Here is a 26808-nt window from a genome sequence, read left to right on the forward strand (position 1 = left end):
GACAAACAACTCAGTTTGTCTTTTTTCGTGTACTATAATACAATTATAGTAGCAAACTAACGTTCGTTATGTAAGTGAAAGGTGGGGTTACATGTCACTTCGATTTGTGATTGGTAGAGCGGGAAGTGGAAAAAGTACACTTTGTTTACGCGAAGTGCAAGAAGAGTTAAAACAACGCCCGAGAGGGAAAACAATATTATATCTTGTGCCAGAACAGATGACATTCCAGACGCAGCAGGCGTTAATTGGAAGTGAGGATGTAAGAGGTTCTATTCGGGCACAAGTTTTTAGTTTTTCACGATTAGCGTGGAAGGTACTACAAGAAGTTGGCGGAGCGAGTCGTCTTCATATTGATGAAGCGGGTGTACATATGTTACTCCGTAAAATTGTAGAGTCTCGTAAAGATGGATTATCGGTGTTCCAAAAAGCAGCGGAGCAAAACGGTTTCTTTGAACATCTTGGCAGTATGATTGCAGAGTTTAAACGTTACAATGTAACGCCATCTAACGTATATGAAATGTGGCAACAATTGGATGCGCATAGTAGCAGTGCCGAACAAAAGTTACTAGCGAATAAAGTGTATGATTTACAGCTATTATACGATGATTTTGAACGTGCTTTAATTGGAAAATATTTAGATTCAGAAGACTACCTGCAATTGCTAGTGGAAAAGCTTCCGCAGTCTGAATATGTAAATGGTGCGGAAATTTATATAGATGGATTTCATTCACTCTCCCCGCAAGAGTTAGAGATTGTAAGACAGCTTATGATTTGCGGAGCGAGAGTTACGATCACGTTAACGATAGATGAAAAAACGTTAGCACAGCCAGTAAATGAACTCGATTTATTTTATGAAACGACGTTAACGTATGAAAAAATCAAACAAGTAGCGCGTGAAGAGAAAATAGAAATTGAAAAAACAATTCCACTTATGGAACAGCCGCGTTTTCATTCTCCGGCATTAGCGCATTTAGAAGCTCATTATGAAGCGCGTCCGAATGAAAAATTTAACGGTGAAGCGAGTGTAACGATTAGTACAGCTGCGAATTTACGAGCAGAGGTAGAAGGTGTTGCGCGTGAAATTCGTAAACTTGTGGCGGAGGAAAACTATCGTTACCGAGATATTGCGGTTCTTCTTCGTAATGGGGAAAGTTATTACGATGTGATGCGAACGTTATTTACAGATTATAATATCCCACACTTCATCGATGAAAAGCGCCCGATGTCACACCACCCATTAGTAGAATGTATTCGTTCTGCACTCGAGATTATTAGTGGGAATTGGCGTTATGATGCGGTGTTCCGCTGCGTGAAAACAGAGCTTTTATATCCATTAGACGTAAGAAAAGAAACGATGCGTGAAGAAATGGATGAATTTGAAAATTACTGTTTAGCGTACGGTGTACAAGGAAAGAGGTGGACTTCAGAGGATCCATGGATGTATCGCCGTTATCGTTCTCTTGATGATACGAACGGGATGATCACAGATAGTGAACGTGAAATGGAAGAGAAAATAAATAGGTTACGTGACGTTGTAAGAACACCTGTTATTCGCATGCAAAAAAGGTTAAAGCGTGCAGGAACAGTTATGCAAATGTGTGAAGCAGTTTACTTATTTCTAGAAGAGCTGGATGTTCCGAAAAAACTAGAAGAATTACGTATACGTGCAGAAGAAAGTGGAGATTTCTTATTTGCGACAGATCATGAACAAGTATGGGAAGAAGTAATGAGCCTTCTTGATACGTTTGTAGAGATGCTTGGTGAAGAGAAAATGTCTCTTTCTATGTTTACGGACGTTATGTCGACAGGTCTTGAGGCGCTTCAATTTGCTAACATTCCACCGTCATTAGACCAAGTGTTAATTGCTAATATTGATCACTCCAGGTTATCTGACGTGAAAGCAACGTTTATTATAGGTGTAAATGAGGGTGTTATTCCAGCAGCACCTATGGACGAAGGTATGCTTTCTGATGAAGAAAGAGAAGTTCTTGGTGCAGCGGGGATTGAATTAGCGCCAACGACGAGACAAACTTTGTTAGAAGAACAGTTCGTTATGTATCAAATGGTAACGAGAGCATCTGAGAAGTTATATATTTCATGCCCGCTTGCAGATGAAGAAGGAAAGACGTTACTTGCGTCTAGCTTTATTAAGAAAATAAAAAGAATGTTCCCTAATGTGAAAGATTCATTTATTACCAATGACGTAAACGATTTATCACGTTCAGAACAAATTTCATACGTAGCAACGCCAGAAGTAACGTTATCTTACGTTATGCAGCAACTACAAACGTGGAAGCGATACGGATTTGAAGGGAATTTAGACTTTTGGTGGGACGTATATAATTTCTACGTAACTTCAGATGAATGGAAACAAAAAAGTAGCCGCGTCTTATCAAGTTTATTCTATCGAAATCGTGCGAAGAAACTAAGTACAGCAGTAAGTAGAGATTTATACGGAGATATAATTAAAGGAAGCGTCTCTCGTATGGAACTATTTAACCGTTGTGCATACGCTCATTTTGCGCAGCACGGTTTATCGCTTAGAGAGCGTGATATTTTCAAGCTTGATGCGCCGGACATCGGCGAATTATTCCATGCGGCATTAAAGAAAATTGCGGACAAGCTATTGCGTGAAAACCGTACTTGGGCGGATTTATCCATAAAAGAGTGTGAGCATCTTTCTGTTTTAGTAATAGAAGAAATCGCACCGTTATTACAACGACAAATTTTATTAAGTTCAAACCGTCACTTCTATTTAAAACAAAAACTACAACAAATCATTTTCCGTACGTCAATCATTCTTCGTGAACATGCGAAGTCAAGCGGATTCGTACCAGTTGATTTAGAAGTGCCGTTCGGTATGGGTGGTACAGGATCACTTCCGCCGATGGAATTCTCATTACCAAATGGTGTGAAGATGGAAGTTGTCGGCCGTATTGACCGTGTTGATAAGGCAGAAGATGAAAACGGGACGTTCTTACGTATTATTGATTATAAATCAAGTTCAAAAGCGTTAGACTTAACGGAAGTGTATTACGGATTAGCACTTCAAATGTTAACGTATTTAGATGTTGTTACTTCGAATGCGCAGACGTGGATGAAAAAAGGTCACGCAGCATCACCAGCTGGTGTATTGTATTTCCATATTCATAACCCAATCGTTGAGATGAAAGGTGACGCATCTGAAGCTGAAATTGAAAAAGAAATTTTAAAGAAATTTAAAATGAAAGGACTCGTATTAGGAGATGCTGACGTTGTTCGTTTAATGGATAACAAACTTTCAACAGGAAGTTCAGATATTATTTCTGCTGGCCTGAAAAAAGACGGTAGCTTTAGTGCGCGTTCAAGTATTGCAAGTGAGCAAGAGTTTAACGTACTGCAAAAATATGTACACCATACGTTTGAAAATATCGGAAAAGATATTACAGAAGGTGTTATCGATATTGCTCCTTATAAAATGGGAAATAAAGCAGCATGTACGTTCTGTAACTTCAAATCTGTTTGTCAATTTGATGAGTCACTTGAAGATAATCAGTTCCGATCGTTAAAAGATATGAAAGATAGCGAAGCGATGGAGAAAATAAGAGAGGAGGTTGGCGGAGAATGATAGAAAATTGGCCTGAAAAACCAGAAGGTAGTCAATGGACAGATGACCAGTGGAAAGCTGTTGTAGCGAATGGACGTGATATTTTAGTTGCGGCTGCAGCTGGGTCAGGGAAAACAGCAGTATTAGTTGAACGTATTATTAAAAAGATTATTAATGAAGAGAATCCAGTCGATGTCGACCGCCTGCTCGTTGTAACATTTACGAATGCAGCGGCGCAAGAGATGAAAAACCGAATCGGGGAAGCGTTAGAAAAGGTATTAATTGATGAACCAGGCTCTCAACACGTAAGAAAGCAGCTGAGCCTATTAAATAAAGCTTCCATTTCAACAATTCACTCATTCTGTTTACAAGTAATTAGAGGATATTACTACATGCTTGATGTTGATCCTCGTTTCCGTATTGCGAATCAAACAGAAAATGAATTGTTAAAAGAAGAAGTGCTAGATGACATATTAGAAGAAGAGTACGGAATCGAAGATAATACAATCTTCTTTGAACTTGTTGATCGTTATACGAGTGACCGTAGTGATGATGACTTACAACGTATGATTTTAGCGCTTCATACAGAGTCAAGAGCGCATCCAAATCCGGAAAAATGGCTTGATAAATTAGTAGAAGCATATGACGTAGAAGGAAAGACAATTGAAGATTTAGTATATGCTTCTTATTTATTAGAAGATGTGAAATTCCAGCTTGAAACAGCGGAACAGCATATTCGTAAGGCAACTGAACTCGCAATGCTTCCTGACGGTCCAGCGCCTCGCATTGAAACCCTGCAAGCAGATCTAGCTTTACTTGGAACGCTATCATCAGCTGCTCATGAGTCGTGGACAAGTTTGTATGAAGCGATGCAAAATGTATCGTGGCAAACGTTAAAGCGTATTAAGAAAAGTGATTACAATGAAGATGTTGTAAAACAAGTAGACTCTCTTCGTAATAAAGCGAAAGATGAAGTGAAGAAATTACAAGAAGAGTTATTTAGCCGAAAACCTGAAAGTTTCTTACGAGATTTTCAAGATATGCACCCAGTATTAGAAAAGCTTGTTCAACTTGTAAAAGTATTTACAGAGCGTTTCCAAGCGATGAAGCGAGATAAAGGAATGGTCGATTTCACAGATTTAGAGCATTTTTGTTTACAAATTTTAAGTGAACAAAGTGAAAATGGTGAAATGAATCCGTCAGCAGTGGCGCTCCAATATCGTAATAAATTTGCTGAAGTATTAGTCGATGAATATCAAGATACGAACTTTGTACAGGAATCTATTATTAAATTCGTAACGAAAGATTCTGAGAGTGAAGGAAACTTGTTCATGGTTGGTGACGTAAAGCAGTCGATTTATCGTTTCCGACTAGCCGAACCAGGACTATTCCTAGGAAAATATAAACGCTTCACACAAGAAGGATTGGGCGGTGGAATGAAGATCGACTTAGCGAAAAACTTCCGTAGTCGTCATGAAGTGTTAGCAGGTACGAACTTTATCTTCAAACAAATTATGGGTGAAGAAGTCGGAGAAATCGACTACGATGCAGACGCTGAATTAAAGTTAGGTGCTACCTATCCAGAAGGTGAAGATGTAGCGGCAGAACTACTGTGCATTCAGCAAACGGAAGAAGAAGTAATAGACGGAGAAGAAGGTACAGAAGTCGAAAAAGCACAGCTTGAAGCTCGTCTTATGGCGCAGCGCATTAAAGCGATGGTTGATTCAGGTTATGAAGTGTATGACCGTAAAAATGATAGTATGCGCCCAGTACAATACCGCGACTTCGTTATTTTACTTCGCTCCATGCCGTGGGCCCCGCAAATTATGGAAGAGTTAAAATTACAAGGAATTCCAGTGTACGCTGACCTTGCGACTGGTTACTTTGAAGCGACGGAAGTAAATATTATGATGAACGTATTCCGCGTTATTGATAATCCGATGCAAGATATTCCGCTTGCAGCTGTACTTCGTTCTCCAATCGTTGGATTGAGCGATGAAGAACTTGCAACGCTTCGTGCTCATGGAAAGAAAGGCTCGTTTTATGAAGTAATGAGCTCATTCTTAAAAGGGGCACCACTTGAAGAGGAGCAAGAACTTCATGATAAATTAGAGTGGTTTTATAACTTACTGCAAGGATGGCGTGAATTTGCACGTCAACAATCACTTTCTGATTTAATTTGGAAAGTGTACGGTGAGACAGGTTATTACGACTTCGTTGGCGGTTTACCAGCTGGAAAGCAAAGGCAGGCAAACTTACGCGTACTATATGACCGCGCAAGACAATACGAAGCAACATCATTTAGAGGATTATTCCGCTTCTTACGTTTTATTGAACGTATTTTAGAACGCGGTGATGACATGGGTACGGCGAGGGCCCTCGGTGAACAAGAAGACGTTGTTCGCATTATGACGATTCATAAAAGTAAAGGGTTAGAGTTCCCGGTTGTATTTGTAGCTGGACTCGGTCGTCGTTTTAATACACAAGACTTAATGAAACGTTTCTTATTGCATAAAGATTTCGGTTTCGGTTCGCAATTTATCGATCCGCGTAAACGAATTAAATATACAACATTATCACAGCTTGCGATTAAGCGTAAAATGAAAATGGAATTAATTGCGGAAGAAATGCGCGTACTATACGTAGCGTTGACGCGCGCGAAAGAGAAGTTAATTTTAATCGGAACAGTTAAGGATGCAAATAAGGAAATGGAAAAATGGCTTGATGCGAGGGAACATAGTGAATGGTTATTACCAGATCACATACGTGCCGGGGCGTCTTGTTATTTAGACTGGATTGCACCTTCATTATATAGACACCGTGATAGTGAAATGCTTCTTGAATTAGGACAAGGAAGTATTCCAGATGAAATTTACGGGTATGACACTAGCTGGAAAGTAGAAGTTGTGGACGGTAATACGCTACTTGCACCAGAGCCAGTTCAAGAAGAGAAACAAGAATTATTAGAAGCGCTTCGTGAGAAAAAGGCTGTGCCGTTAGAAAGTGAACGAAAAGATGAAGTGTACGACAGATTAATGTGGAAGTACGGATATGAGGAAGCAACATCTCACCGTGCGAAGCAATCTGTTACAGAAATAAAGAGAAATTATCAATCAGAAGATGGTAGTGATAACGCCTTTATTAAAAAACTACGTGCACCAATTAAAACACGTCCGCGCTTTATGGAGAAAAAAGGGTTAACGTACGCAGAGCGCGGAACAGCAGTCCATGCCGTTATGCAGCATGTTGATTTGAAGAAGCCGATTACGGTTGAAGTTCTTCAAGAGCAAATTGCTGGAATGGTAAATAAGGAATTATTAACATTCGAGCAGGCGGAAGAAATAGCGATTGAAAAAGTAATTTCATTCTTTGACAGTGACTTAGGTAAAAGGGTATTAGCGGCGAAAAGTGTTGAGCGTGAAGTTCCATTTACGATGATGCTTGCAGCAGAAGAAGCATATCAAGATTGGCAAGGGAATAGCGGGGAATCGATTCTTGTCCAAGGGGTTATCGACTGCATGATTGAAGAGGAAGATGGCATTACGTTAATCGACTTCAAAACAGATACGATTGAAGGGAAATTTCCAGGCGGATTCGAACAAGCGAAACCAATTTTAGAAGATCGATATAAAGTGCAGCTTTCGTTATATGCAAAAGCACTGGAGAAAAGCTTACAACATCCTGTAAAAGAGAAATGTTTATACTTCTTTGATGGGAATCACGTTGTAAATATTGAAGAATAGAGGGGCTTGAAAATGGTAACGGAAAAAACGTTAAGAACTTGTGAACAGGGACACGAGTACTATAAAAGTAGCGATTGTCCAACTTGCCCAGTCTGTGAGAAAGAGAGAAAACCAAAAGAAGGTTTTCTCTCTCTTCTTTCAGCGCCAGCAAGAAGGGCATTAGAACACCATGGAATTCAAACTGTAGAAGAACTCTCAAAATATAGTGAAAAAGAAATATTAAAACTGCATGGTATGGGACCTGCGTCTTTGCCGAAGCTTAGGAGGGCTTTGGAGGAGAGCGGGTTATCATTTAAATAAAATGAAATAGTGCCTCTTCACTACTTACTTGTTTATACCACTATTTGTGGACAGTAAAGCTCTTGCTTATTAAAATTTTATTTTAATAATTTTGAATTAGATAAAAGAAAAAAGTAGGAGAATATCTCCTACTTTTTTTACGCTGTTCCAATCTGATCTTGATCTGCCACATCAGAATCAAATGTATTCGTTGCACTAACACCGTTAAACGTATTCACGACAAACCCAACATTGGAAGCTCCAGATCCGTTATAGGCTTTCGTGTTTTCTTTCGGAGATACGTTATAAAAATCTCCTAAGTTGAAAGAGCCGTTACTGTTTTGCACGACGAGATTTCCTACAACCGAAGGCATACCATCCACCTACTTTACTAAGCTTTTTAATTACTATATGAATTATTGTGCGGAAGGTTCATCCGTAATATATTGGCGGATTTGTATAATACGAGAGTTATTAAAACCATAATCAACATTTCCAATTTGAAAGCAACCAGAATTTAAAAGTGTGCGTAATTCAACGTTATTAACTTCAATAAAAGGGCATTCATTTACAATGTTTAATTTTACATCTGTCGTTCGTTTTGGAATTGTAATGTGTTCATCTGTAAAGATTTCAAAAGCATCAAAGCGACCTTCTCCTCGTATATAAAAAGGAATTTCACGGTGGACGGCAATAGCTCTACTTTTTAATTCCATTTGGTTTGCATCTCCAACTTGAAATACAGCAGCAATCCCTAAAGAAATAATAGAAACATTTTGGACAATAGACACATGATGCAACATAATTTCTCAGTCTCCTTAACCTGGAGTAGGAGGGACATCTGTTACTAATGGTACAAATGGACCCTCTGTAACTGTTTCAAATGGTGTATCGAGAATAGAAGATAGAATGAGGAGATTTGCATCTCCAATTAAAAAGAGTGCGGACGACGATACACCGTTCATTTTAATCTGTCCGACTTTTAACTCACGGTTTACAACGTTAAGGTTCATACATACTTACTCCTTTCGGAAATTTCCCGGTATGTGCTGAATAAAGGAGAGAAAGGCTTTGTCAATATCTTGTTTCATTGCCTGAATAATGATATCTCGTAAATAATCTGGATCTGTTGAAATACCTTCATATGATTGCGCTTGTGATAAATAATAAGGGAGTCGATGCTCCATCTGTTTTTTTATGTCATCCACCATCATTTGTCGATACATTTCATCAAGCGGTGTTCGCTCTTCTTGTTCAAAATGGAGAATACGATTATATGCTTCTTCATCTAAGTATCGATGCATTTCTTGGAGGATACCTTGATAAAAGTCTGGGTTTGTTTCAGTTTCAGGGTTTACCTTCAATGTTTCTGTATCCACTTGAAAATCTTCAATTTGTTGTCCTTTTGCTGAAAATGGGTTTAAACCAATATTTAAAGTACCATTTAAATTTTCGACTTTTAATTGATCGAATTTGTATTCCACTTTTCCTACAGAAGAGGAGGGGCGATTTTTTAATTCGTTAAGCTCTTCTTGGAGTTGGCGCACTTGATCTTCTAAATTCAGGATGGCTGCTTGTTGTGTTTGAAGAGCTTGTTGAAGTTGGTGTAAGTAAGTATATATATCTTGATTCATTTGTGAAACCTCCTTTTCAATAGGGAGGGTAAAAATATTCCTGCTATATATTTATGACAAGGATGTCTTAAGAAGAACTAGTTGATGGTTTGATAGAAATAATTTGTCCTTTCGCCTGTAATGGGCGAAGCGGCTCCGTAAATCCGCCCGTATTTGAAAATTTAGATAGGGCTTTAATACTTCCGGCAGTACCAATTTGGAACACAGAAGAGGTTGTAATGCTATCAATTTTAATGCTGTTAATGATGATACTTTGGTTTACATAAAAATTCAATGCAATTGCCTCCTTTAAGTTGAGCCAATTATCGCTTGATCGATTACATCTGAATCGTTGACAGTCGTTGCACTTTGATAATTGTAGACAGAAACATTGTCTCCAACGTTGAAAGAGCCGGCCCCGGCGAAAGCACGTGAGTAACTAATAGGCCTAATCGCAAATACATCTCCAATATGAAAAATACCACTTGATCCAATATTGACGATACGAATATGTCCGACCATAGCTGGCATATAAAACACCCTTCGTTTTTAAAATTTTCTTTTCTACTATTGTATGGGCGTTTTCAATAAAATGTGTGTTTTTTTGAAATAAAAGACACACACACGCTATTGCGTGTGTGTGTCGAGTGTTTGATTTGGGTGAAAATCCGTATGTACATGCCAAATTACATTTAAGAGCCTGTCCAGTTCTTGGCTACAATCCACTGTTTTTTGAGAAGTCATTCCATAGCGTTCAGCAAAATAAATCATTTTTTCACGTTTTTTTTCAATCGCTTGCTCAAACATTGAAATCGGCTCCATCTCTAAATGAAATTTTTAGTATATATGTAGTACATATTATACAAAAACTCCATAAAAAAGAAATACCTTCGCTAAAAAAAGTAAAATTTCTACATTTTATGCCAAATATAAAGGCGTAACGAATAGGGTATGAGAAGAATATTGTAAAAATTAGCGTGTATGAGAAGGTTTTTTTCTTACGGATGCGAATACAATTAAAGGGCATGAGTTTTAGGATGGAGAGTGGAAATATTGCGTTTTGTAACGGCGAAGAAAGAAGAAAAGGTATTTGTAGGTATTGTGGATGAAGAAGAAAAAAAGGTATTACACTTAAGAGAAGCGCAAAGACAAAAAGGGGAAAAGGTTACAATCCCTATTACAATGTTAGAGTGTATTGAAAGAGGAACTGAATGCTTTGAGAAAGTATGTGAAATTGTAAATTGGGCAAAAGAGAACGGGGAAGCGGCGTATTATCCGTTAACAGAGGTGAAAATATTAGCACCGATTCCAAGGCCAAGAAAGAATATTTTGTGCGTTGGAAAAAACTATCGTGAGCATGCCATAGAAATGGGCGGAATAGAGTCTATTCCAGAAAATATAATGATTTTTACGAAAGCACCAACAACAGTTATTGGCATAAATGAGCAAATTAATGGTCACCCTCATGCAACGGACGAACTAGATTACGAAGGAGAATTAGCTATCATTATTGGTAAGCGAGGGAAACAAATTAAAAAAGAAAAAGCGCTTGAGCATGTTTTTGGTTATACGATTATCAATGATGTAACAGCTCGAGACATTCAAAGAAAACATAAACAGTTTTTCCTTGGGAAAAGCTTCGATACATTTTGTCCGATGGGACCGTATTTAATTCATAAATCGGTGGTTAATGCGCCGAATGCATTACACATTGAAACGGTAGTAAATGGAGAAGTAAGGCAAACTTCCAACACAAATAAAATGATTTTTTCAATAGAAGAAATTATTTCAACGATAAGTAAAGGAATGACTTTAGAACCAGGCGATATTATCGCAACAGGAACCCCGGCTGGTGTCGGAAAAGGTTTCACACCACCGAAGTTTTTACATGCTGGTGATGAAGTGGTTATTACAGTAGAAGGAATTGGTACTTTGCGAAATGTAGTGAAGTGAAGAAAAGAGCTATCTTGTTAAAAGATAGCTCTTTTTTATGGCCTTGGGTTATAGAGGTAATCAATAACGGAAAAAGTGTAAAGACCAATGAATGCAAGTGTACAAATGCCAAATAGTATAACCGTAAGTGCGCTTTTTTCTCGTCCAAAACCAATGATAGTAAGAATAACAGCAGTCCAAAATGATGCTTTCAGTAGTGTGAATGTAGTAGGAGTTGAGTAGTGAGTAAGCCATGTTGTGGAAAGTAGGAAGCCAAAGAATGTAACTAAAATAAAAGATGTAGCTAAATAGTTAATATGTTTACCATATCTTAATAGCATATCGCACCTCCTTTACGATTTTAAAATACAGAAAATTACAAAAATACCTTAATATAAATGAATATAAAAAGAAAGAGGTTGTCCCAACATGTCGGACAACCTCTCTATCATTACGATAATACAGCTTTAATTTTTTGGAATGCCCACTCTAAATCTTCTTCAGAGATTACTAGAGGTGGTGCGATACGAATTACGTTTTCATGTGTTTCTTTACATAGTAGACCAGCTGCTTTTAGTTGTTCACAGTAAGGACGAGCTGGTTCGTTTAATTCGATACCGATGAATAAACCTTTACCGCGAACTTCAGTGATCATTGGGTTATCAATCTCTTTTAATTGCCCAACTAATTTTTCACCTAATTGAAGAGAACGCTCTGTTAATTTTTCTTCTTCTAACACTTCAAGAGCTGCGATAGAAACAGCACATGCAAGTGGGTTACCACCGAATGTAGAACCGTGAGAACCTGGCTCGAATACGCCTAAAATGTCGCGGTTTGCTGCTACGCAAGAGATTGGGAATACGCCGCCGCCAAGTGCTTTACCAAGTATGTACATGTCAGGAGTTACATTGTCCCAGTCACAAGCAAATACTTTACCAGTACGGCCTAAGCCAGTTTGGATTTCATCTGCTACAAATAAAACGTTTTCTTTTTTACATACTTCAAAAGCTTCTTTTAAGTAACCAGCTGGTGGGATGTTAATTCCTGCTTCACCTTGAATTGGCTCTAAAATGAATGCTGCTGTGTTTGGTGTAATTGCGGCTTTTAATGCTTCTAAATCACCGTAAGGAATTACAACGATGCCAGGAAGCATTGGACCGAATCCACGCTTGTACTCTTCATTTGAAGACATAGAAACAGAACCCATTGTACGTCCGTGGAAGTTATCTTCACAAACGATGATTTCAGCGCGGTTTGCTTCTACTTTCTTCACATCATAAGCCCAGCGACGAACTGTTTTAATTGCAGTTTCAACAGCTTCAGCACCTGTATTCATTGGAAGTACCATTTCTTTATTAGTTAGTTTCGCAACTTTTTCGTACCAAGGACCTAATTGATCGCTATGGAAAGCACGAGAAGTTAACGTAACACGATTAGCTTGGTCAATTAAAGCGTTAATAATTTTCGGGTGACGATGACCTTGGTTTACTGCAGAATATGCACTTAATAAGTCCATATAGCGGTTTCCTTCAGGATCTTCTACCCAAACACCTTCTGCTTTAGAAATAACGATTGGAAGTGGGTGATAGTTATTTGCTCCGTATGTGTCTGTAAGTTCGATAATATCCTTAGTTTGAATCATGATTGTTCCCCCTTTTGTTATTACAAGAAGTTTGTAAATACTCTAAATATTATATCATTTAAATGTAAAAAAGCGAAACATTTCCTGAAAATAAATGAACATGTTATCATATAGGATGAAAAAGTGTGAAAAGAGGAGGTAAGGAATACGATGGTACATATGCATATTACAGCATGGGCGTTAGGTTTAATTTTATTCTTCGTTGCGTATTCACTTTATTCAGCAGGAAGAAAAGGTAAAGGTGTACATATGGGGCTTCGCCTAATGTATATCATCATTATTGTGACAGGCTTCATGTTGTACATGAGTATTGTGAAGACAGCAACAGGTAGCATGCACATGTGGTATGGCTTAAAAATGTTAGCTGGTATTTTAGTTATCGGCGGAATGGAAATGGTTCTTGTAAAAATGAGCAAAAACAAACCAACAGGGGCGGTTTGGGGCTTATTTATTGTTGCGCTAGTAGCAGTATTATACTTAGGACTGAAATTGCCACTTGGCTGGTACGTATTCAAATAAAAATAAAACCACCTTATAATCTCAAAGACTTGGGAGATAAGGTGGTTTTTATTTTTTATGTCGCATCGATATGCAACTCTTCTCCATTTACTTTCGTAAAACGGAACATATTTTTATTTGATGTAGTGTGACGTACGAAATGGTGCTGCAGTGTACAGATCATTTCGTCGTTATCAAACAAAAGAATATTTACTCCTTCGCGTGACTCCTCTTTCGGTAAGAAGGATAAATAATTATGACAATACATGCAATCATATAAAGAGTAGTGAAGTGATTGCAATGATTCAGTTAATAATGTGAAGACAGAGTCAGGTAATTCCTCGAGCCATTCATTATAGCTAAGAAGTAACTTTTTTCGAATACGTACCATTTCACCATTTTGCAAATGGTGTTGCTCGTTGGCGATTTGTAATACATCTTGTTCATAGAAACGGGCTGGTAACCAATTGTTATTATACAAAATTTCAAACCCATCTTCGGCAATATCTTCTAATAGAAACGCTTCATCATTTTCATCATCAAAGAATACCCATTCATTGTTTATATATTCTACATTACCGACTGTATGAGCACGGGGCTGGTTATATAAAATATGTTTACGTTGTATCATATACGATTTCTCCTTTATGAAAAGTAGTTATTCCTGTTATAGACAGTTCGTGCGTTCTTTATAACTAGACACATCTAGACATAGGTGGGCATACAATAAAACACGTTTTACTGAGTGAGAATGCTATTCCATATGTGGATAGTAGGTTATCGTCAAGTTTTTCATTTTTTGATCCGCACTCTTAGGGTGGGGATTACTGCACGTTCAAGAAAAGAAATAAGATGGAAGGATGATTTATATGTGCGGGATTACAGGATGGGTGGATTATAAACGCTCATTAGAAGGAGAAAGAGATGTCGTTACGAAGATGGCTGAGACGTTAGCGAAACGGGGGCCGGATGATAATAAAGTTTGGATTAAAGGAAATGTCGCATTTGGGCATAAACGGTTAATTGTTGTTGATCCTGAGGGGGGGAAACAACCGATGACTTGTTTAAAAGATGAAACGAATTATGCCATTTGCTATAACGGTGAACTTTATAACACAGAAGACATTCGAAAGGAATTATTAAGAAGAGGGTATACGTTCAAAGGTCATTCTGATACAGAAGTATTATTAGCTTCTTATATTGAATGGAAAGAAGAATGTGTCGATCATTTAAACGGTATATATGCGTTTGCAGTATGGGATGAACAGAAAGAACAAGTATTTATTGCGAGAGATCGATTAGGTGTAAAGCCACTTTTTTATAAATATGATAGCGGACGCTTACTATTTGGTTCGGAGTTAAAAGCGATATTGTCGCATCCAGATGTGAAGGCGGAAGTAACATTAGAAGGGTTATCAGAAATATTCGGACTCGGACCGTCAAGAACGCCTGGCCACGGTGTTTATGCTGGTATAAAAGAATTACGTCCAGGTCATGCGATGACATTTTCAAAGAACGGTTTGTGTATATGGAGATATTGGAATGTAGAAAGTAAAAAACATGAAGACTCTTTTGAAGAAACAGTAGAGAAAACGCGCTTTTTACTACAAGATGCTATTACAAGACAGCTTGTTTCTGATGTACCACTATGTACTTTTTTATCAGGTGGTGTAGATTCGAGCGCTATTACAGCTATTGCAGCGAAAGAATATGAGAGATCGGGAAAAGGGCAATTACACACGTATTCTATTGATTACGAAGATAATGACAAATACTTTAAAGCAAATGCATTCCAGCCAAATTCAGATGCTCCGTTTATTAATTTAATGACTGAGACATTTCAAACAACCCATCATCGCTGCGTCATTTCGAATGAAAAATTAGCAGAGTATTTAACTGAAGCAGTACTTGTTCGTGATTTGCCTGGTATGGCAGATATCGATTCGTCATTATTATGGTTTTGCCGAGAAATTAAACAAGATTTTGTCGTTGGCTTATCTGGAGAATGTGCAGATGAAATATTTGGTGGATATCCGTGGTTTTATAGAGAAGATGATTTACAATCGAGTGCATTTCCATGGATGCGTTCTACAGAGGCACGTGAACAACTTCTAAAAAAAGAATGGAGAAATAAATTAAATTTACAACAATATGTACAAAGGCGTTATGAAGAGTCGATTCAAGAAGTTCCTATTTTAGAGGGGGAAAGTCCGCTAGAAGCAAAAAGACGCCAATTATTTTATTTAAATATGGTATGGTTTATGACAACATTATTAGACAGAAAAGACCGCATGAGTATGGGGGCAAGTTTAGAAGTACGTGTTCCATTTGCAGATCATCGTCTTGTCGAATATGCGTGGAATATTCCTTGGGAAATGAAAATGTATAAAAACCGCGAAAAAGGTCTATTACGTAAAGCGTTAGAAGATGTACTTCCGCATGACATCTTATATAGAAAGAAGAGTCCGTATCCGAAAACGCACAATCCACACTATACAAACGCAGTAACAGTATGGCTTCAAAATCTATTAACGGATAAAGGTTCAATTTTACACGAACTGTTTGATAAAGAGCAGTTGAGCGGATTGATTCAGTCTGGCGGCAGTGCATTTCAAACACCATGGTTTGGTCAATTGATGACTGGGCCACAGCTTTTAGCTCATTTAGCACAAATTCATGTTTGGTTTAAAGAATATGGGGTAAATATTAAGGAATAAGGGAAAAGCGGCTTACAATTATGTAAGTCGCTTTTTATTAAAGAAATTGTCATATAAAATTCAAAATCATCTTATAAATAATACTTAATTAGAATTATTATTTTGACGTACTTATTATTACTTGTTATAATTGGAAACAAACGTTCTAAAAAAGATTCTCATTTATAAAATTGAGGTGTTATATAGATGACAAAGAAAAGAATAGGTTTACTCGTAATGGCGTATGGAACACCAGAATCATTAGACGATGTAGAGGCATATTATACACATATCCGTCACGGGCGTACGCCATCAGAAGAAGCGCTTGAAGATTTAATTGGGCGCTATAAAGCGATTGGTGGAATTTCACCGCTTGCAAAAATTACGAAAGAACAGGCGCATAAATTAACAGATTCAATGAATAACATATTTACAGAGTATGAATTTACTTGTTACTTAGGTTTAAAACATATTGCACCATTTATAGAAGATGCTGTAGAAGAAATGAAGCGTGATGGGATCGAGCAAGCGATTAGTATCGTATTAGCGCCGCATTACTCTACATTTAGCATTAAAGCGTATAATGATCGTGCTATTCGTCTTTCGCAAGAAATTGGTGGTCCTGTTATTGAACCAATTGAACAATGGTATGATGAACCGAAATTTATTTCGTATTGGGCAGACCAAATAAAAGAGATGTTTACAGAAATTGATAATAAAGAGAAAGCAGTCGTAATTTTTTCAGCGCATAGTTTGCCAGAAAAAATTATTGCAGCAGGAGACCCATATGTAGAACAACTAAAGCATACGGCAGATTTAATTGCAGAAGCTGCAAATATTCAAAACTATACAATCGGTTGGCAAAGTGCTGGGAATACTCCAGATCCGTGGATTGGTCCAGATGTGCAAGATTTAACGAAAGATTTATATGAAGAGCATGGGTACGAATCTTTCGTATATTGCCCAGTTGGTTTTGTAGCGGAGCATTTAGAAGTTTTATATGACAACGATTATGAATGTAAAGTTGTAACGGATGAATTAAATGCCAAATATTTCAGACCAAATATGCCGAATGCACAATCTGCATTTATCGACTGTTTGGCTGAAATTGTTTCCAAAAAAGTGAAGGAAATAGTTGACAAAGATTTAGTTTTGAATAATAATTAATTTATAATAATTTTAAATAAATAATGATTACTATGAAAGAAAGAGGAGGATCCCCCTAGATGAATCCAAATAATCGCTTAACAACAAACCAAGGTGCTCCAGTTGGAGACAACCAAAATTCTCGTACAGCTGGTCGTCGTGGACCAGTATTATTAGAAGACTATCATTTAGTAGAAAAACTTGCGCACTTTGATCGTGAACGTATTCCGGAGCGTGTTGTGCATGCACGTGGTGCAGGTGCTCACGGTGTATTCGTAACGAAAAATAGTATGAAGCAATATACGAAAGCAGCATTTTTACAAAATGAAGGAACTGAAACGCCTGTATTTGTTCGTTTTTCAACGGTTATTCATGGTCAAGGTTCTCCTGAAACAGCACGTGACCCACGTGGGTTTGCTGTTAAATTTTATACAGAAGAAGGAAACTACGATATCGTAGGTAATCATTTACCAGTTTTCTTCATTCGTGATGCAATTAAATTCCCTGATATGGTACATTCCTTAAAACCAGCACCTGATACGAATATTCAAACGCCAGATCGTTATTGGGATTTCATGACGTTAAGTCCAGAATCTACACATATGATGACATGGGTATTTTCTGATTACGGTACACCAGCAAGCTATCGTGAAATGGAGGGTTTCGGCGTCCATTCATTTAAATGGATTAATGAAGAAGGTAAAATTGTTTATATTAAATACCACTGGAAACCACAGCAAGGTGTACGTAACTTAAATGCGAAAGAAGTGCAAGAAGTACAAGGGAAAGACTTCAATCATGCAACTCGTGACTTGTTCGATGCAATCGAAAAAGGAAATTACCCAAAATGGGATTTACACGTACAAGTTATGCAATTAGATGAAATGGACTCTTTAGACTTTGATCCACTAGATCCAACGAAAGTATGGCCAGAAGATCGCTTCCCATTAATGGAAGTAGGGACAATGACGTTAAATCGTAATCCGAAAAACTTCTTTGCAGAAGTAGAGCAAGTAGCGTTCTCTCCAAGTGCAACTGTAAATGGTATTGAGCCATCGGAAGATAAATTATTACAAGGTCGTTTATTCTCTTACCCAGATACACAGCGTTATCGTCTTGGTGCAAATTACTTACAAATTCCTGTAAACTGCCCATACGCAGCTGTTCATAATCAACAACGTGATGGTGCAATGCAAGTGAATCAAAACCCATCTACAATCAACTACGAACCGAGTCGTCATGCAGAGAATCCAGTTGAAGACAAAGCTTACCGCGATTCAACTATGAAAGTAGAAGGCTATGTATCTCGTGAAAAAATTGAGAAACCAAATGACTTCAAACAAGCAGGTGAGCGTTACCGTTCATTCTCTAAAGAAGAGCAAGATAACTTAATTGCAAACTTAACAAATGATCTAAAAGACGTAAATGAACGCACAAAATTATTAGCTGTTTGTAACTTCTTCCGTGCAGATCAAGAATACGGTATGCGTTTAGCACAGGCATTAAATGTTGATATTACGCAATATGTAGGAAATGCTCCGAAATAAATAGGAAAAGACGACCGGGCTTCGGTCGTCTTTTTTGTATAAAGTTATGTGGGGTATTTCGCATGTAAAACATGTCGGAATTTGTTGGTAAATCGATATGTTGTGTCGAACCGTTGATATATTGAAAGAAACAATCGATATATTTGAAAAATCGTTGATATATCCAAAAAATCGCTGATATATTCTCTCTAATACCAGATTGGGTATTGAGAAATCTATGTAACAAGTTCCCATTATTTAATAAGGCTAAGTGGCCTGAGTTCTACGATAGATAGGAACTCAGGCTTTTTTATGCAAAAAATTTATGAAATCTTTTTGGAATAAAACTGAGGACAAGAAAGAGGGCGATTTCTCCTAAAATAGCGACAATGATATTGAATAAAAAGGTACGGAAATTTGCAGTGATATGAGTAAGAATCGCGTATTTCCAATAAGATAAGCTCATGAAAATCACTCCTTGTAGCATTTTTTATAGTATATAAAATTTGTTTCGTAAAAGTGCGTGTCTTAGTTTGTGATTTGCGAAAAAACAAAATAAATTCTCAATATAATCTCAACAATTGAGTAACAAAACATGGAATATATTACCTGTTTAATGGCATAGGAATAGGAGTGTTTACAAAAATATTTTTTGAATTAACATAAAATTTGCAAAAAACTAATAAATTGTTGAAATAATGCAAACGTAAATATATACTCTATATATACTTTTTACAAAAAAAGGATGTGATGAAATGAATTACATGTTTACTTGGTAGGATAGGATTGATTCACTTTACAAATTCGAAAAAAATTAAGTGAGGAGAAATGTACATGTTTCAATTTATGAAATCACCAATCGGTATAGCGGTTGGAGTAGCAGCGGTTATATTAGCGTCACCAAAAGCGAGAAAGGGGCTAAGAAAGCTAGCGGTAAAAACAGTGTCTGCTTTTCTCGGTGCAAAAGAACAAATTCAAAATGCTAGTTCAGAAATGGAAGAAGCTTTACCGAAAGTAAAAGAAGCGGCACGTAAAGTGGCAGTAAAAACAGTATCGCCAATTATTGGAGCAGTAGAAGCTGTACCGACAACTATTTCTAAATTCCAGGAAAAATGGGCGTCTCGTGTAAATGCATATCATTCTGAGCAGAGTGTAGATTACGAAAGCATACCTGTTACTCCTTAGATAGTAAGTGATTTTACTTCCTTTACAAGGATAAGGAGGATGATGATGCAGAGTAAATTATTAAAAACGAGATTTATACGATCGTTACCTGGAAGAATTCGAATTGAAATATATAAACTAAAATACAACTTGGACATGGCGAACTTGATAGTAGAACGTTTTCGTGACGTGGAAGGTATTTATCAAGTGAGTCCCTCTATCTCTACAGGAAGAGCCCTGATTACTTACGATATCAACAAGACCTCTCTACATACCGTTTGTGAAATAATTAAACTCCTAGAAGAACAAACTACAAAGAATACTAACTTTAACAATATTGAAGAAACGAAGAAAGCAGAAGATTCTTCATCTAGTGTAATTTCTTACGAGAAAAAAGGTGAAGGTGTTCCATTGCCACTAGCGCTTTCTGTCGCTGGATTAGGTGCGTTCGGTATAAAGCAACTATTTATGGGAAGATCAGCTTTAGCTAGAAGTCCAGGGCTTTTTTACTTGTCGGGGGCTTTATCTGTTTTGACGGGATACCCGTTTTTAAAACGAGGATTCAAAAAAATGGTTGCTAGCAAAAAAGTGAATTCTGATCTAGTGCTTGGCATAGGAACGCTTGCACTCGCACTAGCACGGGAAAATATCGTCGTACTAGCGGGACTTAGTCTATTAAATTATTTAAATTGGAAGCGTAGTCAAGCGAACATAAATGAAGAGACAGATTCGTATAAAGAAAGAATTTTATCCCCGGAGATTAAAGCATACAGTGAAAAGCAATCGAAATGGGGCATGCTTTTTTGGGGAGCAACATGGGCCTTTACGAGAAATCCACTACGCGGAATGGCGGTTTTATTAGCTGCGAATCCGAAAGCTGCAGTTTCGTCTGCTGAGTATGCATGGCGACAAGGAGATCTCGTTGCGAGGGAAAGAGGATATCTTATTCCAAATGAAGGATCGTTATCTCAACTGTCCCGAACGAGAACAATCGTATTTGACGATGTATCGCGTATATTCTGTCATGAAGAAGCGGAGATTAGCTGCATTTCAGAAGATGAAGGGCAAGTTTGGTGCACGGCAGCCTCACTGCTGGAGAAAAGTGGGCATGATTGGAAAGAGGAAGTTGTGCAACGAGCGAAGCAAACAGGAAGAACGTTAAGGAAAGCTTTTGAAATCGAAGTTGATGACGAAGGGATAAAAGGTGACATACAAGGCATTCCATCCTTTATCGGGAGTAAAGTATTTGTGCAGCGAAATGGTGTAGATATAAGTGCTTATGAGTTAGAAGCGAAAGGACTTGGCAAAGAAGGATTTAACGTTCAGTTCGTTGCTAAAGGTAAAAAATGTGTAGGATTGTTAGTTGGATCGAAAATGACGATTACACCTGAATTCACAGAAATAATGAAAGAATTAGGTGAAAATCAGTGGAAGTTTGCAGTTTTGCAAAATAGTTTACATGTAAATCATAGTGTTCTTTCGCAGCACGGTATTGATGCAAGTTGGCAACATAGTGATGTTGTAGAGCGTGTGGAGCGTATTCGTTCGGATGGGGAAGAAGTATTATTTGTTTGTGAGGATAATATTGAATTTCCGTCTGTATCTTATTATGAAATGAAAAATATATTTCAGTCAATCGCCTATGCGAAACAAATCGATTTATTAGTGAAAGAACATTTTCGAGTAGCGAAAATATGGAATATTGCCGGGGAGATGCTGGCTGTTTGGTCTATATTCACGGCACCTATTATCGCTTTAATGGCAAATGCTCTATCTTTAACGTTTTTATCTAGAGCGAAGCGAGTAAGTGAGAAGATTTTTTCTAATAAAAAGTTACTGAATATGAACCACTCGGTAGCTAGAGAAACTTCTACAAAATGGTATGCACTCTCGCAAGAAGATGTAATAAAAGATTTACAAGTGGAGAAACAGCAAGGGCTAAGCGCTCGAGAAGTGCAAATGCGACAAGAAAAGTATGGAATGAATAGAATTGAACCGAAGCAGTCTGTTCCTTGGATTGTTTCATTTATGGGGCAATTTAAAGAGTTTACATCGCTTATTTTACTTGGAGCAGCTGGATTGTCTGTATTATCAGGCGGGGTGTTTGATGGATTAGCGATGGGGACAATTCTCGTCGTCAATGCGGTAATTGGAACCCTTCAAGAGCGAAAAGCAGAAAAAGTAGTAGAAGCTTTAAATCAATTCCGTGCGCCAAATTGTATAGTAACCCGTGAAGGGGAAGAGATAGAGGTAGCAAGTAGTGAGCTCGCCCCAGGTGATGTTGTCTGCCTTCAAGCCGGAGACCGCGTACCTGCGGATCTTCGTATTATAGACTCTTGGAATTTAGAAGTTAATGAAGCGATGCTAACGGGTGAGTCTCTACCAGTTGAAAAGAAAGTGGATGCGGTAGGGGAAGAATCTTCGTTAGCGGAGCAGAATAATATGCTCTTTATGGGCACATCCGTAACGCGCGGCAAGGCGAGAGCTATAGTAGTGGAAACCGGGATGAGTACAGAGATGGGCTATATGATTTCCTTAATGAAGGGGGAAGAAACAGAGCCTACACCACTACAGCAAAAGGTGACGTCTATTAGTAAAACCTTTATTAAAGGAGCATTTGTGGCTGGCGGTATTGTGCTTGTAGCAGGATTGCTACGCGGTTTACCGATTACGCAAATGATTACAACATCAGTTGCTCTTACAGCATCTGCTGTGCCAGAAGGTTTACCGATTATGATTACAATCGCTTTAAGTGCAGGAATCTTTCGTATGCAAAAGCAAAATGCACTTGTTCGGAAGCTTTCCAGTTTAGAAACGTTAGGTAGAACAACTGTTATTTGTTCTGATAAAACAGGTACTCTTACGAAGAATGAAATGACAGTTAAAGTCATTGCCACACCAAATCGTATGTGGAGTGTATCGGGTGATGGATATGAACCAGTTGGTACAATATCGGATGTAACGTCGTCTAAAGTCGCAGCTGCTGTAGAGATGGAAGTAGAAGAAGCGACTTATCATGAAAGTGAAAAAACGCCGTTAGAACATCCAGATTTTGTTCGCGTTCTGCAAATTAGTGTTCTTTGTAATAATAGTAAGTTAGAACATGAAGACGATCAGTGGATTGTGAAAGGTGACCCAACTGAAGGGGCTTTATTAAGTTTTGCTTCTAAAGCGGGTGTTTCATATAAGGATATGGCATCATTTGAACGACATCATGAAGAACCGTTCGATTCTGAGACGAAAATTATGAGTGTCGTTTGTAAGGAAAATGAATCATTGTATAAGTTTTCGAAAGGATCTGTAGAGGCAATCCTTACTAGATGTAAATGGTATCAACATAACGGTGAAATCTATCCGTTATGTGATAAAGAAAAAGAGGTCATTTTACAACAAAATGAAGGTTTTGCAGAACAGGCATTACGTGTATTAGGTTTTGCGTATAGTAATGTTGAGAATGATGACCTTATTTTTGTTGGATTAGTTGGTATGATTGATCCGCCAAAACCTGAAGTGGAAGAGAGTATTCGTGAAGCGATTGAACTTGGTGTAAAGCCTGTCATGATTACTGGGGATCATCCGACTACGGCAATTTCTATTGCGAAGCAGACCGGTATTTGGAATCGTGATGATCGTGTTTTGACAGGGGTAGAAATCGACAATGTAACAGATGAACAATTAAAAGAAATTGTAAAAAATACTTCTGTTTTTGCTCGCGTAACACCGGCACATAAGTTACGTATAGTAGCTGCATACCAAGCGGACGGTCAAATTGTAGCGATGACTGGGGATGGTGTAAATGATACACCTGCTATAAAGAAAGCGAACATTGGTATTGCGATGGGGCAAACAGGAACAGAAGTAACGAAAGAAGCTGCGGATCTTATATTGAAAAAAGATCATTTCGGTTCCATTGTGGAAGGGGTAAAAGAAGGTAGAACGATTATTGGTAATATTCGTAAAGCGGTTGGATGTTTATTGACGGGAAATTTAGCTGAAGTATTAGTGACAAGTGCGGCAGTTATTGCGGGAATGCCGATTCCGTTAGTACCAATTCAAATTTTATTAATGAATCTTATTACAGATGCTTTACCAGCGATGATCTTAGCTGTAAATCCTGGAAACAAAACGAAGCAAACGAAACGTCAAGATATTGTTGATAAAGAGTTGTACAAAAAAGTTGTAACGCGGGGAATACTGCTTGGAGCAGGTTCACTTGCTTTATTCGGTATGAGCTTAGCGGTTGGCGTGCCTCTTGCGGTAGCGCAAACATCAGCATTTGCAGCATTAGTTGCCGGTCAACTTATTCAAACATTCTCTTGGAGACAAGAAGGATCGGACGAAACGATGCGTGATTGGTCAAAAGATCGTTTCTTTGTGACGGCGTTAGGAACGTCTTGGCTTGTATTATTATCAGCTATATATGTTCCGCCATTTGCTCGTATATTCCATACCGCTCCATTAACATTTATGCAATGGGTACCTGTTCTTTTTGTAGCTGGTACAGTGTCTCAAATTTCAAAACCTATTATTAAATTAATCTCATATAAGAATGATGACTCGAAAAAGTTGGTAGTTAATGAACTAGCATTATTAAAAACAGTGTAAAGGAGTAATGAAAATGATACGAAAAATTGTTATTGGATCTACTTTAGCGTTAGCAAGTGCCGCTTTATTACCTGTTGTAAGAAATACACTCCGTCCACTTGTTGAATCAGGTGCAAAAGGTGTGAAGTCTACTTTTGAAACGATTAAAGAAGAAGTGGAAGATATTATTGTAGAAGCGAAAATGGATAGAATGCAAAAACAATTCGAGAAAGAACTTTCTTATGTTGAAGAAGAACATTCTAATGAACAAGAGATAATTGAAGCAGCTGCAAAGGTTGAGGAAAAGGAGGAAGTAAGAAATGACGCATAAAGCTGTTGAACAAGATGTAGATTACCACCTAGAGAAAGCGTTAGAACATTTTGAGCAAGCATTAGATTTAAGTGTAAAAGCGGTATCGGAAAATAAAGCGATGCAAAAAGAAATTTCTAGTAAAATGGGATCTTTTACGGGAGATATTTTTCAATTCGTTCGCGAAAAAGGAAAAGTACATCGTATGAATATAATGAAGTGGTTCACTCTACCCCGTTTTTAAACAGAGCTGTTAAGTGGAAGGAATATAGGGAGTTATTTTCTCCCTATATTCCTATTCCATGCTATGTATGTCACGTTAGTTTCCGGGATGTTCAACAATACGAAGGGGTGAACGAAATGGCAGCATGGATGATGGTATTAGCACTAACGTTTTCATCGAGTATTGACAACTTAGGGGTAGGAATTTCTTATGGCATTCGAAATATAAAAATTAGTCATCTATCAAATTTTATTATTTCGGTAATTTGCTTTTTATTTAGTGTAGTAGGAATATATTTTGGCTTATGGCTATCAAAAATTTTACCTGGGATAATGCCGATTGTAATCGGTTCGTTCTTATTAGTTATAATCGGTCTCCGAATCATCTTACTAGCAATTCCTCGGAAGGTTTCGGTGCAAGAGATTGAAGGAGAAGTGGGGGACACTGAAATAAATGGCTTAACGAAAAATATCGGTAAATCTGGGGAAATCGGTTTTGTGGAGTCTATTTTTCTTGGGATTGGTTTATCTGCTAATGCGCTCACAAATGGATTAGGAGCGGGTTTGTTCGGTTTGAATCCAATTGCTGTTTGTATTGCAGCTGCAGTTGGTAGTTTTATTACAGTATGGGGCGGAGTTGTGTTGGGAAGAAAGATAGCTCACGTTCGCATCGGTAAATTCACTTTAGGTCAGTTTGGTACATTGATTAGTGGAACATTATTATTAGTTATTGCCTTTGCTGCATTTTTTGATTAATTCATAGAAGGTGAGTGAAAGTGAGATTACTGTATAAAAGACTGAAATATTCGGAATTAGAATCGGAGTTACAATTAGTAGAAAGTGTTTTAAGTTCGGGGTATTTTATTTTATTGGATTTAATCTTCGTATCTTTCTTATTAATGGTACTGACCTTTTCTATGCATCATTCATTTTTTATAGCAATTGTCACATTCGTGAGTTCTTACATAATTTGTGGTAGTGTATTTTTATTATTACGGAAATGGTTAAAATGAGTTAAAAAGCTATCTTAATTTTTTAAGATAGCTTTTTTGTTTACAAAATGTAAACATATAAAGGACTTCTATCTTGTAAATAGTCAAAAAAATTTGTTAATATGAATTGTATAGAGATTATAGTTGTTTTTCTTATAATAACTATGGTTATTCTCGTGAATAAAGGGGAATGAGATATGTCTCAAGATAATGAAAAAAGTAATCTTGGATTGTTGTTGAAAAAGTTACTTAAGGAAAAGTCTTTATCGATGCGAAAGCTTAGTTTGCTTACTGAAATTGATACGGCTACTATTTCAATGATTGTAAATGGTAAGCGAAAGGCAAATCCGAAGCATTTGCAAAAGTTCGCGGAGAGTCTTGGTGTTCCAGTTGGTGATTTGTTTGTGGCAGCAGGCTATTCTATTGAAACGAAACAGGAGGAGCAATCGGATATTCATGTTTCCATTAATAACATTGAACATTTACTTGAATCCGCACAGCTCTATGATCAAAAGTTTAGTATATCGAATGTAGAGCAGCAATTAACGAATTATGAACAATATTCGCAAACAGAAGAAGGCAAAGAAACGATTGAAAAGGGGTTTCTTGAAAAGATTCAAAAGGTAAGCAGTATTGGCCCGTTTATTAATGATTTAAAAGAATTGTATGAAAGATTTACGAAGAAGAAGGGAACGACTGCAGAACTTGCTTTAATGGGAAGTGCGCTGATCTACTTTATATTATCGGTCGATGTAATTCCGGATTATATATTTCCAATCGGCTATTTAGATGATGCGGTTGCAGTACAACTCGTTTTAAATGCACTAATGAAAAGGTAAGATGTTTATATGAATAGATAGATAAGGATATTTATA

At 37.5% G+C, this 26808-nt stretch carries 25 protein-coding genes; 15 read left to right on the forward strand and 10 right to left on the reverse strand.

Annotated features, from left to right (window positions below; translation table 11 throughout):
- Nucleotides 1-91 precede the first annotated feature (91 nt).
- The 3 genes from addB to DN407_RS05690 are packed head-to-tail and all read left to right on the forward strand — an operon-like array spanning nucleotide 92 to nucleotide 7629.
- Nucleotides 92-3607: a helicase-exonuclease AddAB subunit AddB gene (gene addB / locus DN407_RS05680; RefSeq protein ID WP_000058607.1), complete on the forward strand. Its 3516-nt coding sequence runs from the start codon at nucleotides 92-94 to the stop codon at nucleotides 3605-3607.
- Nucleotides 3604-7329, forward strand: a complete 3726-nt coding sequence (gene addA / locus DN407_RS05685; RefSeq protein ID WP_098382045.1) for a helicase-exonuclease AddAB subunit AddA — start codon at nucleotides 3604-3606, stop codon at nucleotides 7327-7329. The genes addB and addA overlap by 4 nt, the downstream gene beginning before the upstream one ends.
- A gap of 12 nt (nucleotides 7330-7341) precedes the next feature.
- Nucleotides 7342-7629: an RNA polymerase alpha subunit C-terminal domain-containing protein gene (locus DN407_RS05690; RefSeq protein WP_000255727.1), complete on the forward strand. Its 288-nt coding sequence runs from the start codon at nucleotides 7342-7344 to the stop codon at nucleotides 7627-7629.
- A gap of 137 nt (nucleotides 7630-7766) precedes the next feature.
- Here the strand turns inward: DN407_RS05690 and gerPF are convergent, their stop codons facing one another.
- From gerPF to DN407_RS05725, 7 genes are all read right to left on the reverse strand, one after another.
- Nucleotides 7767-7982, reverse strand: a complete 216-nt coding sequence (gene gerPF / locus DN407_RS05695; protein ID WP_001141566.1) for a spore germination protein GerPF — start codon at nucleotides 7980-7982, stop codon at nucleotides 7767-7769.
- 42 nt (nucleotides 7983-8024) lie between these two features.
- A complete protein-coding gene (locus tag DN407_RS05700; protein WP_000902319.1) occupies nucleotides 8025-8411 on the reverse strand; it encodes a spore germination protein GerPE in 387 nt (128 codons plus the stop codon).
- 15 nt (nucleotides 8412-8426) lie between these two features.
- Nucleotides 8427-8621, reverse strand: a complete 195-nt coding sequence (gerPD, locus tag DN407_RS05705) for a spore germination protein GerPD (RefSeq protein ID WP_001052807.1) — start codon at nucleotides 8619-8621, stop codon at nucleotides 8427-8429.
- Nucleotides 8622-8627: 6 nt separating this feature from the next.
- Complete coding sequence (gene gerPC / locus DN407_RS05710; protein WP_001070760.1) at nucleotides 8628-9242, reverse strand: spore germination protein GerPC; 615 nt, start codon at nucleotides 9240-9242, stop codon at nucleotides 8628-8630.
- A gap of 67 nt (nucleotides 9243-9309) precedes the next feature.
- Nucleotides 9310-9516: a spore germination protein GerPB gene (gene gerPB / locus DN407_RS05715; RefSeq protein ID WP_001012508.1), complete on the reverse strand. Its 207-nt coding sequence runs from the start codon at nucleotides 9514-9516 to the stop codon at nucleotides 9310-9312.
- 14 nt (nucleotides 9517-9530) lie between these two features.
- Entirely contained in the window at nucleotides 9531-9752 is a 222-nt protein-coding gene (gene gerPA / locus DN407_RS05720; RefSeq protein WP_001111187.1) for a spore germination protein GerPA, read from the reverse strand.
- Nucleotides 9753-9848: 96 nt separating this feature from the next.
- Nucleotides 9849-10028, reverse strand: coding sequence for an aspartyl-phosphate phosphatase Spo0E family protein (locus tag DN407_RS05725; RefSeq protein ID WP_000462845.1), 180 nt, complete (start codon nucleotides 10026-10028; stop codon nucleotides 9849-9851).
- A 246-nt stretch (nucleotides 10029-10274) separates the two neighbouring features.
- Between DN407_RS05725 and DN407_RS05730 the strand changes: the two genes are divergently transcribed.
- Nucleotides 10275-11174 (forward strand): fumarylacetoacetate hydrolase family protein, encoded by a 900-nt coding sequence (locus tag DN407_RS05730; RefSeq protein WP_001213086.1) that lies wholly within the window; start codon nucleotides 10275-10277, stop codon nucleotides 11172-11174.
- Nucleotides 11175-11209: 35 nt separating this feature from the next.
- Here the strand turns inward: DN407_RS05730 and DN407_RS05735 are convergent, their stop codons facing one another.
- Nucleotides 11210-11494 (reverse strand): hypothetical protein, encoded by a 285-nt coding sequence (locus DN407_RS05735; protein WP_000926864.1) that lies wholly within the window; start codon nucleotides 11492-11494, stop codon nucleotides 11210-11212.
- 110 nt (nucleotides 11495-11604) lie between these two features.
- Nucleotides 11605-12795 (reverse strand): ornithine aminotransferase, encoded by a 1191-nt coding sequence (gene rocD / locus DN407_RS05740; protein WP_000616658.1) that lies wholly within the window; start codon nucleotides 12793-12795, stop codon nucleotides 11605-11607.
- A gap of 150 nt (nucleotides 12796-12945) precedes the next feature.
- Here rocD and DN407_RS05745 point away from each other — a divergent pair, with 150 nt between their 5' ends.
- Nucleotides 12946-13314: a YisL family protein gene (locus DN407_RS05745; RefSeq protein WP_000233495.1), complete on the forward strand. Its 369-nt coding sequence runs from the start codon at nucleotides 12946-12948 to the stop codon at nucleotides 13312-13314.
- A 55-nt stretch (nucleotides 13315-13369) separates the two neighbouring features.
- Here DN407_RS05745 and DN407_RS05750 read toward each other — a convergent pair whose 3' ends face one another.
- Nucleotides 13370-13924, reverse strand: coding sequence for a DUF2777 domain-containing protein (locus tag DN407_RS05750; RefSeq protein WP_000616049.1), 555 nt, complete (start codon nucleotides 13922-13924; stop codon nucleotides 13370-13372).
- Between the two features lie 238 nt (nucleotides 13925-14162).
- On the opposite strand from DN407_RS05750, the gene asnB reads away from it, so the two are divergent.
- The 10 genes from asnB to DN407_RS05800 all read left to right on the forward strand — a co-directional run bounded on the left by asnB (nucleotide 14163) and on the right by DN407_RS05800 (nucleotide 26772).
- Nucleotides 14163-16010 carry an asparagine synthase (glutamine-hydrolyzing) gene (gene asnB / locus DN407_RS05755; protein ID WP_149216098.1) on the forward strand — a complete coding sequence of 616 codons (1848 nt, stop codon included), beginning with the start codon at nucleotides 14163-14165 and terminating at the stop codon, nucleotides 16008-16010.
- A 186-nt stretch (nucleotides 16011-16196) separates the two neighbouring features.
- Nucleotides 16197-17156 carry a ferrochelatase gene (hemH, locus tag DN407_RS05760; RefSeq protein ID WP_098450297.1) on the forward strand — a complete coding sequence of 320 codons (960 nt, stop codon included), beginning with the start codon at nucleotides 16197-16199 and terminating at the stop codon, nucleotides 17154-17156.
- Between the two features lie 59 nt (nucleotides 17157-17215).
- On the forward strand, nucleotides 17216-18682 hold the full coding sequence (gene katB / locus DN407_RS05765) for a catalase KatB (protein ID WP_001069180.1): 1467 nt from the start codon (nucleotides 17216-17218) through the stop codon (nucleotides 18680-18682).
- Nucleotides 18683-19495: 813 nt separating this feature from the next.
- Nucleotides 19496-19846, forward strand: coding sequence for a YtxH domain-containing protein (locus tag DN407_RS05770; protein WP_000486133.1), 351 nt, complete (start codon nucleotides 19496-19498; stop codon nucleotides 19844-19846).
- Between the two features lie 45 nt (nucleotides 19847-19891).
- A complete protein-coding gene (locus tag DN407_RS05775; protein ID WP_149216099.1) occupies nucleotides 19892-24430 on the forward strand; it encodes a cation-translocating P-type ATPase in 4539 nt (1512 codons plus the stop codon).
- A 13-nt stretch (nucleotides 24431-24443) separates the two neighbouring features.
- On the forward strand, nucleotides 24444-24740 hold the full coding sequence (locus DN407_RS05780) for a hypothetical protein (protein ID WP_000619724.1): 297 nt from the start codon (nucleotides 24444-24446) through the stop codon (nucleotides 24738-24740).
- Complete coding sequence (locus tag DN407_RS05785) at nucleotides 24730-24963, forward strand: hypothetical protein (RefSeq protein ID WP_000148973.1); 234 nt, start codon at nucleotides 24730-24732, stop codon at nucleotides 24961-24963. The genes DN407_RS05780 and DN407_RS05785 overlap by 11 nt, the downstream gene beginning before the upstream one ends.
- Nucleotides 24964-25079: 116 nt before the next feature.
- Nucleotides 25080-25697, forward strand: a complete 618-nt coding sequence (gene ytaF / locus DN407_RS05790; protein WP_232487516.1) for a sporulation membrane protein YtaF — start codon at nucleotides 25080-25082, stop codon at nucleotides 25695-25697.
- Between the two features lie 20 nt (nucleotides 25698-25717).
- On the forward strand, nucleotides 25718-25954 hold the full coding sequence (locus DN407_RS05795; RefSeq protein ID WP_001238640.1) for a hypothetical protein: 237 nt from the start codon (nucleotides 25718-25720) through the stop codon (nucleotides 25952-25954).
- A gap of 176 nt (nucleotides 25955-26130) precedes the next feature.
- Nucleotides 26131-26772, forward strand: coding sequence for a DUF1232 domain-containing protein (locus tag DN407_RS05800; RefSeq protein WP_000076219.1), 642 nt, complete (start codon nucleotides 26131-26133; stop codon nucleotides 26770-26772).
- The last annotated feature ends 36 nt before the right edge of the window (nucleotides 26773-26808 follow it).

The sequence above is a fragment of the Bacillus sp. JAS24-2 genome, from assembly GCF_008274905.1.
GTDB classification, from domain to species: Bacteria; Bacillota; Bacilli; order Bacillales; family Bacillaceae_G; genus Bacillus_A; species Bacillus_A cereus.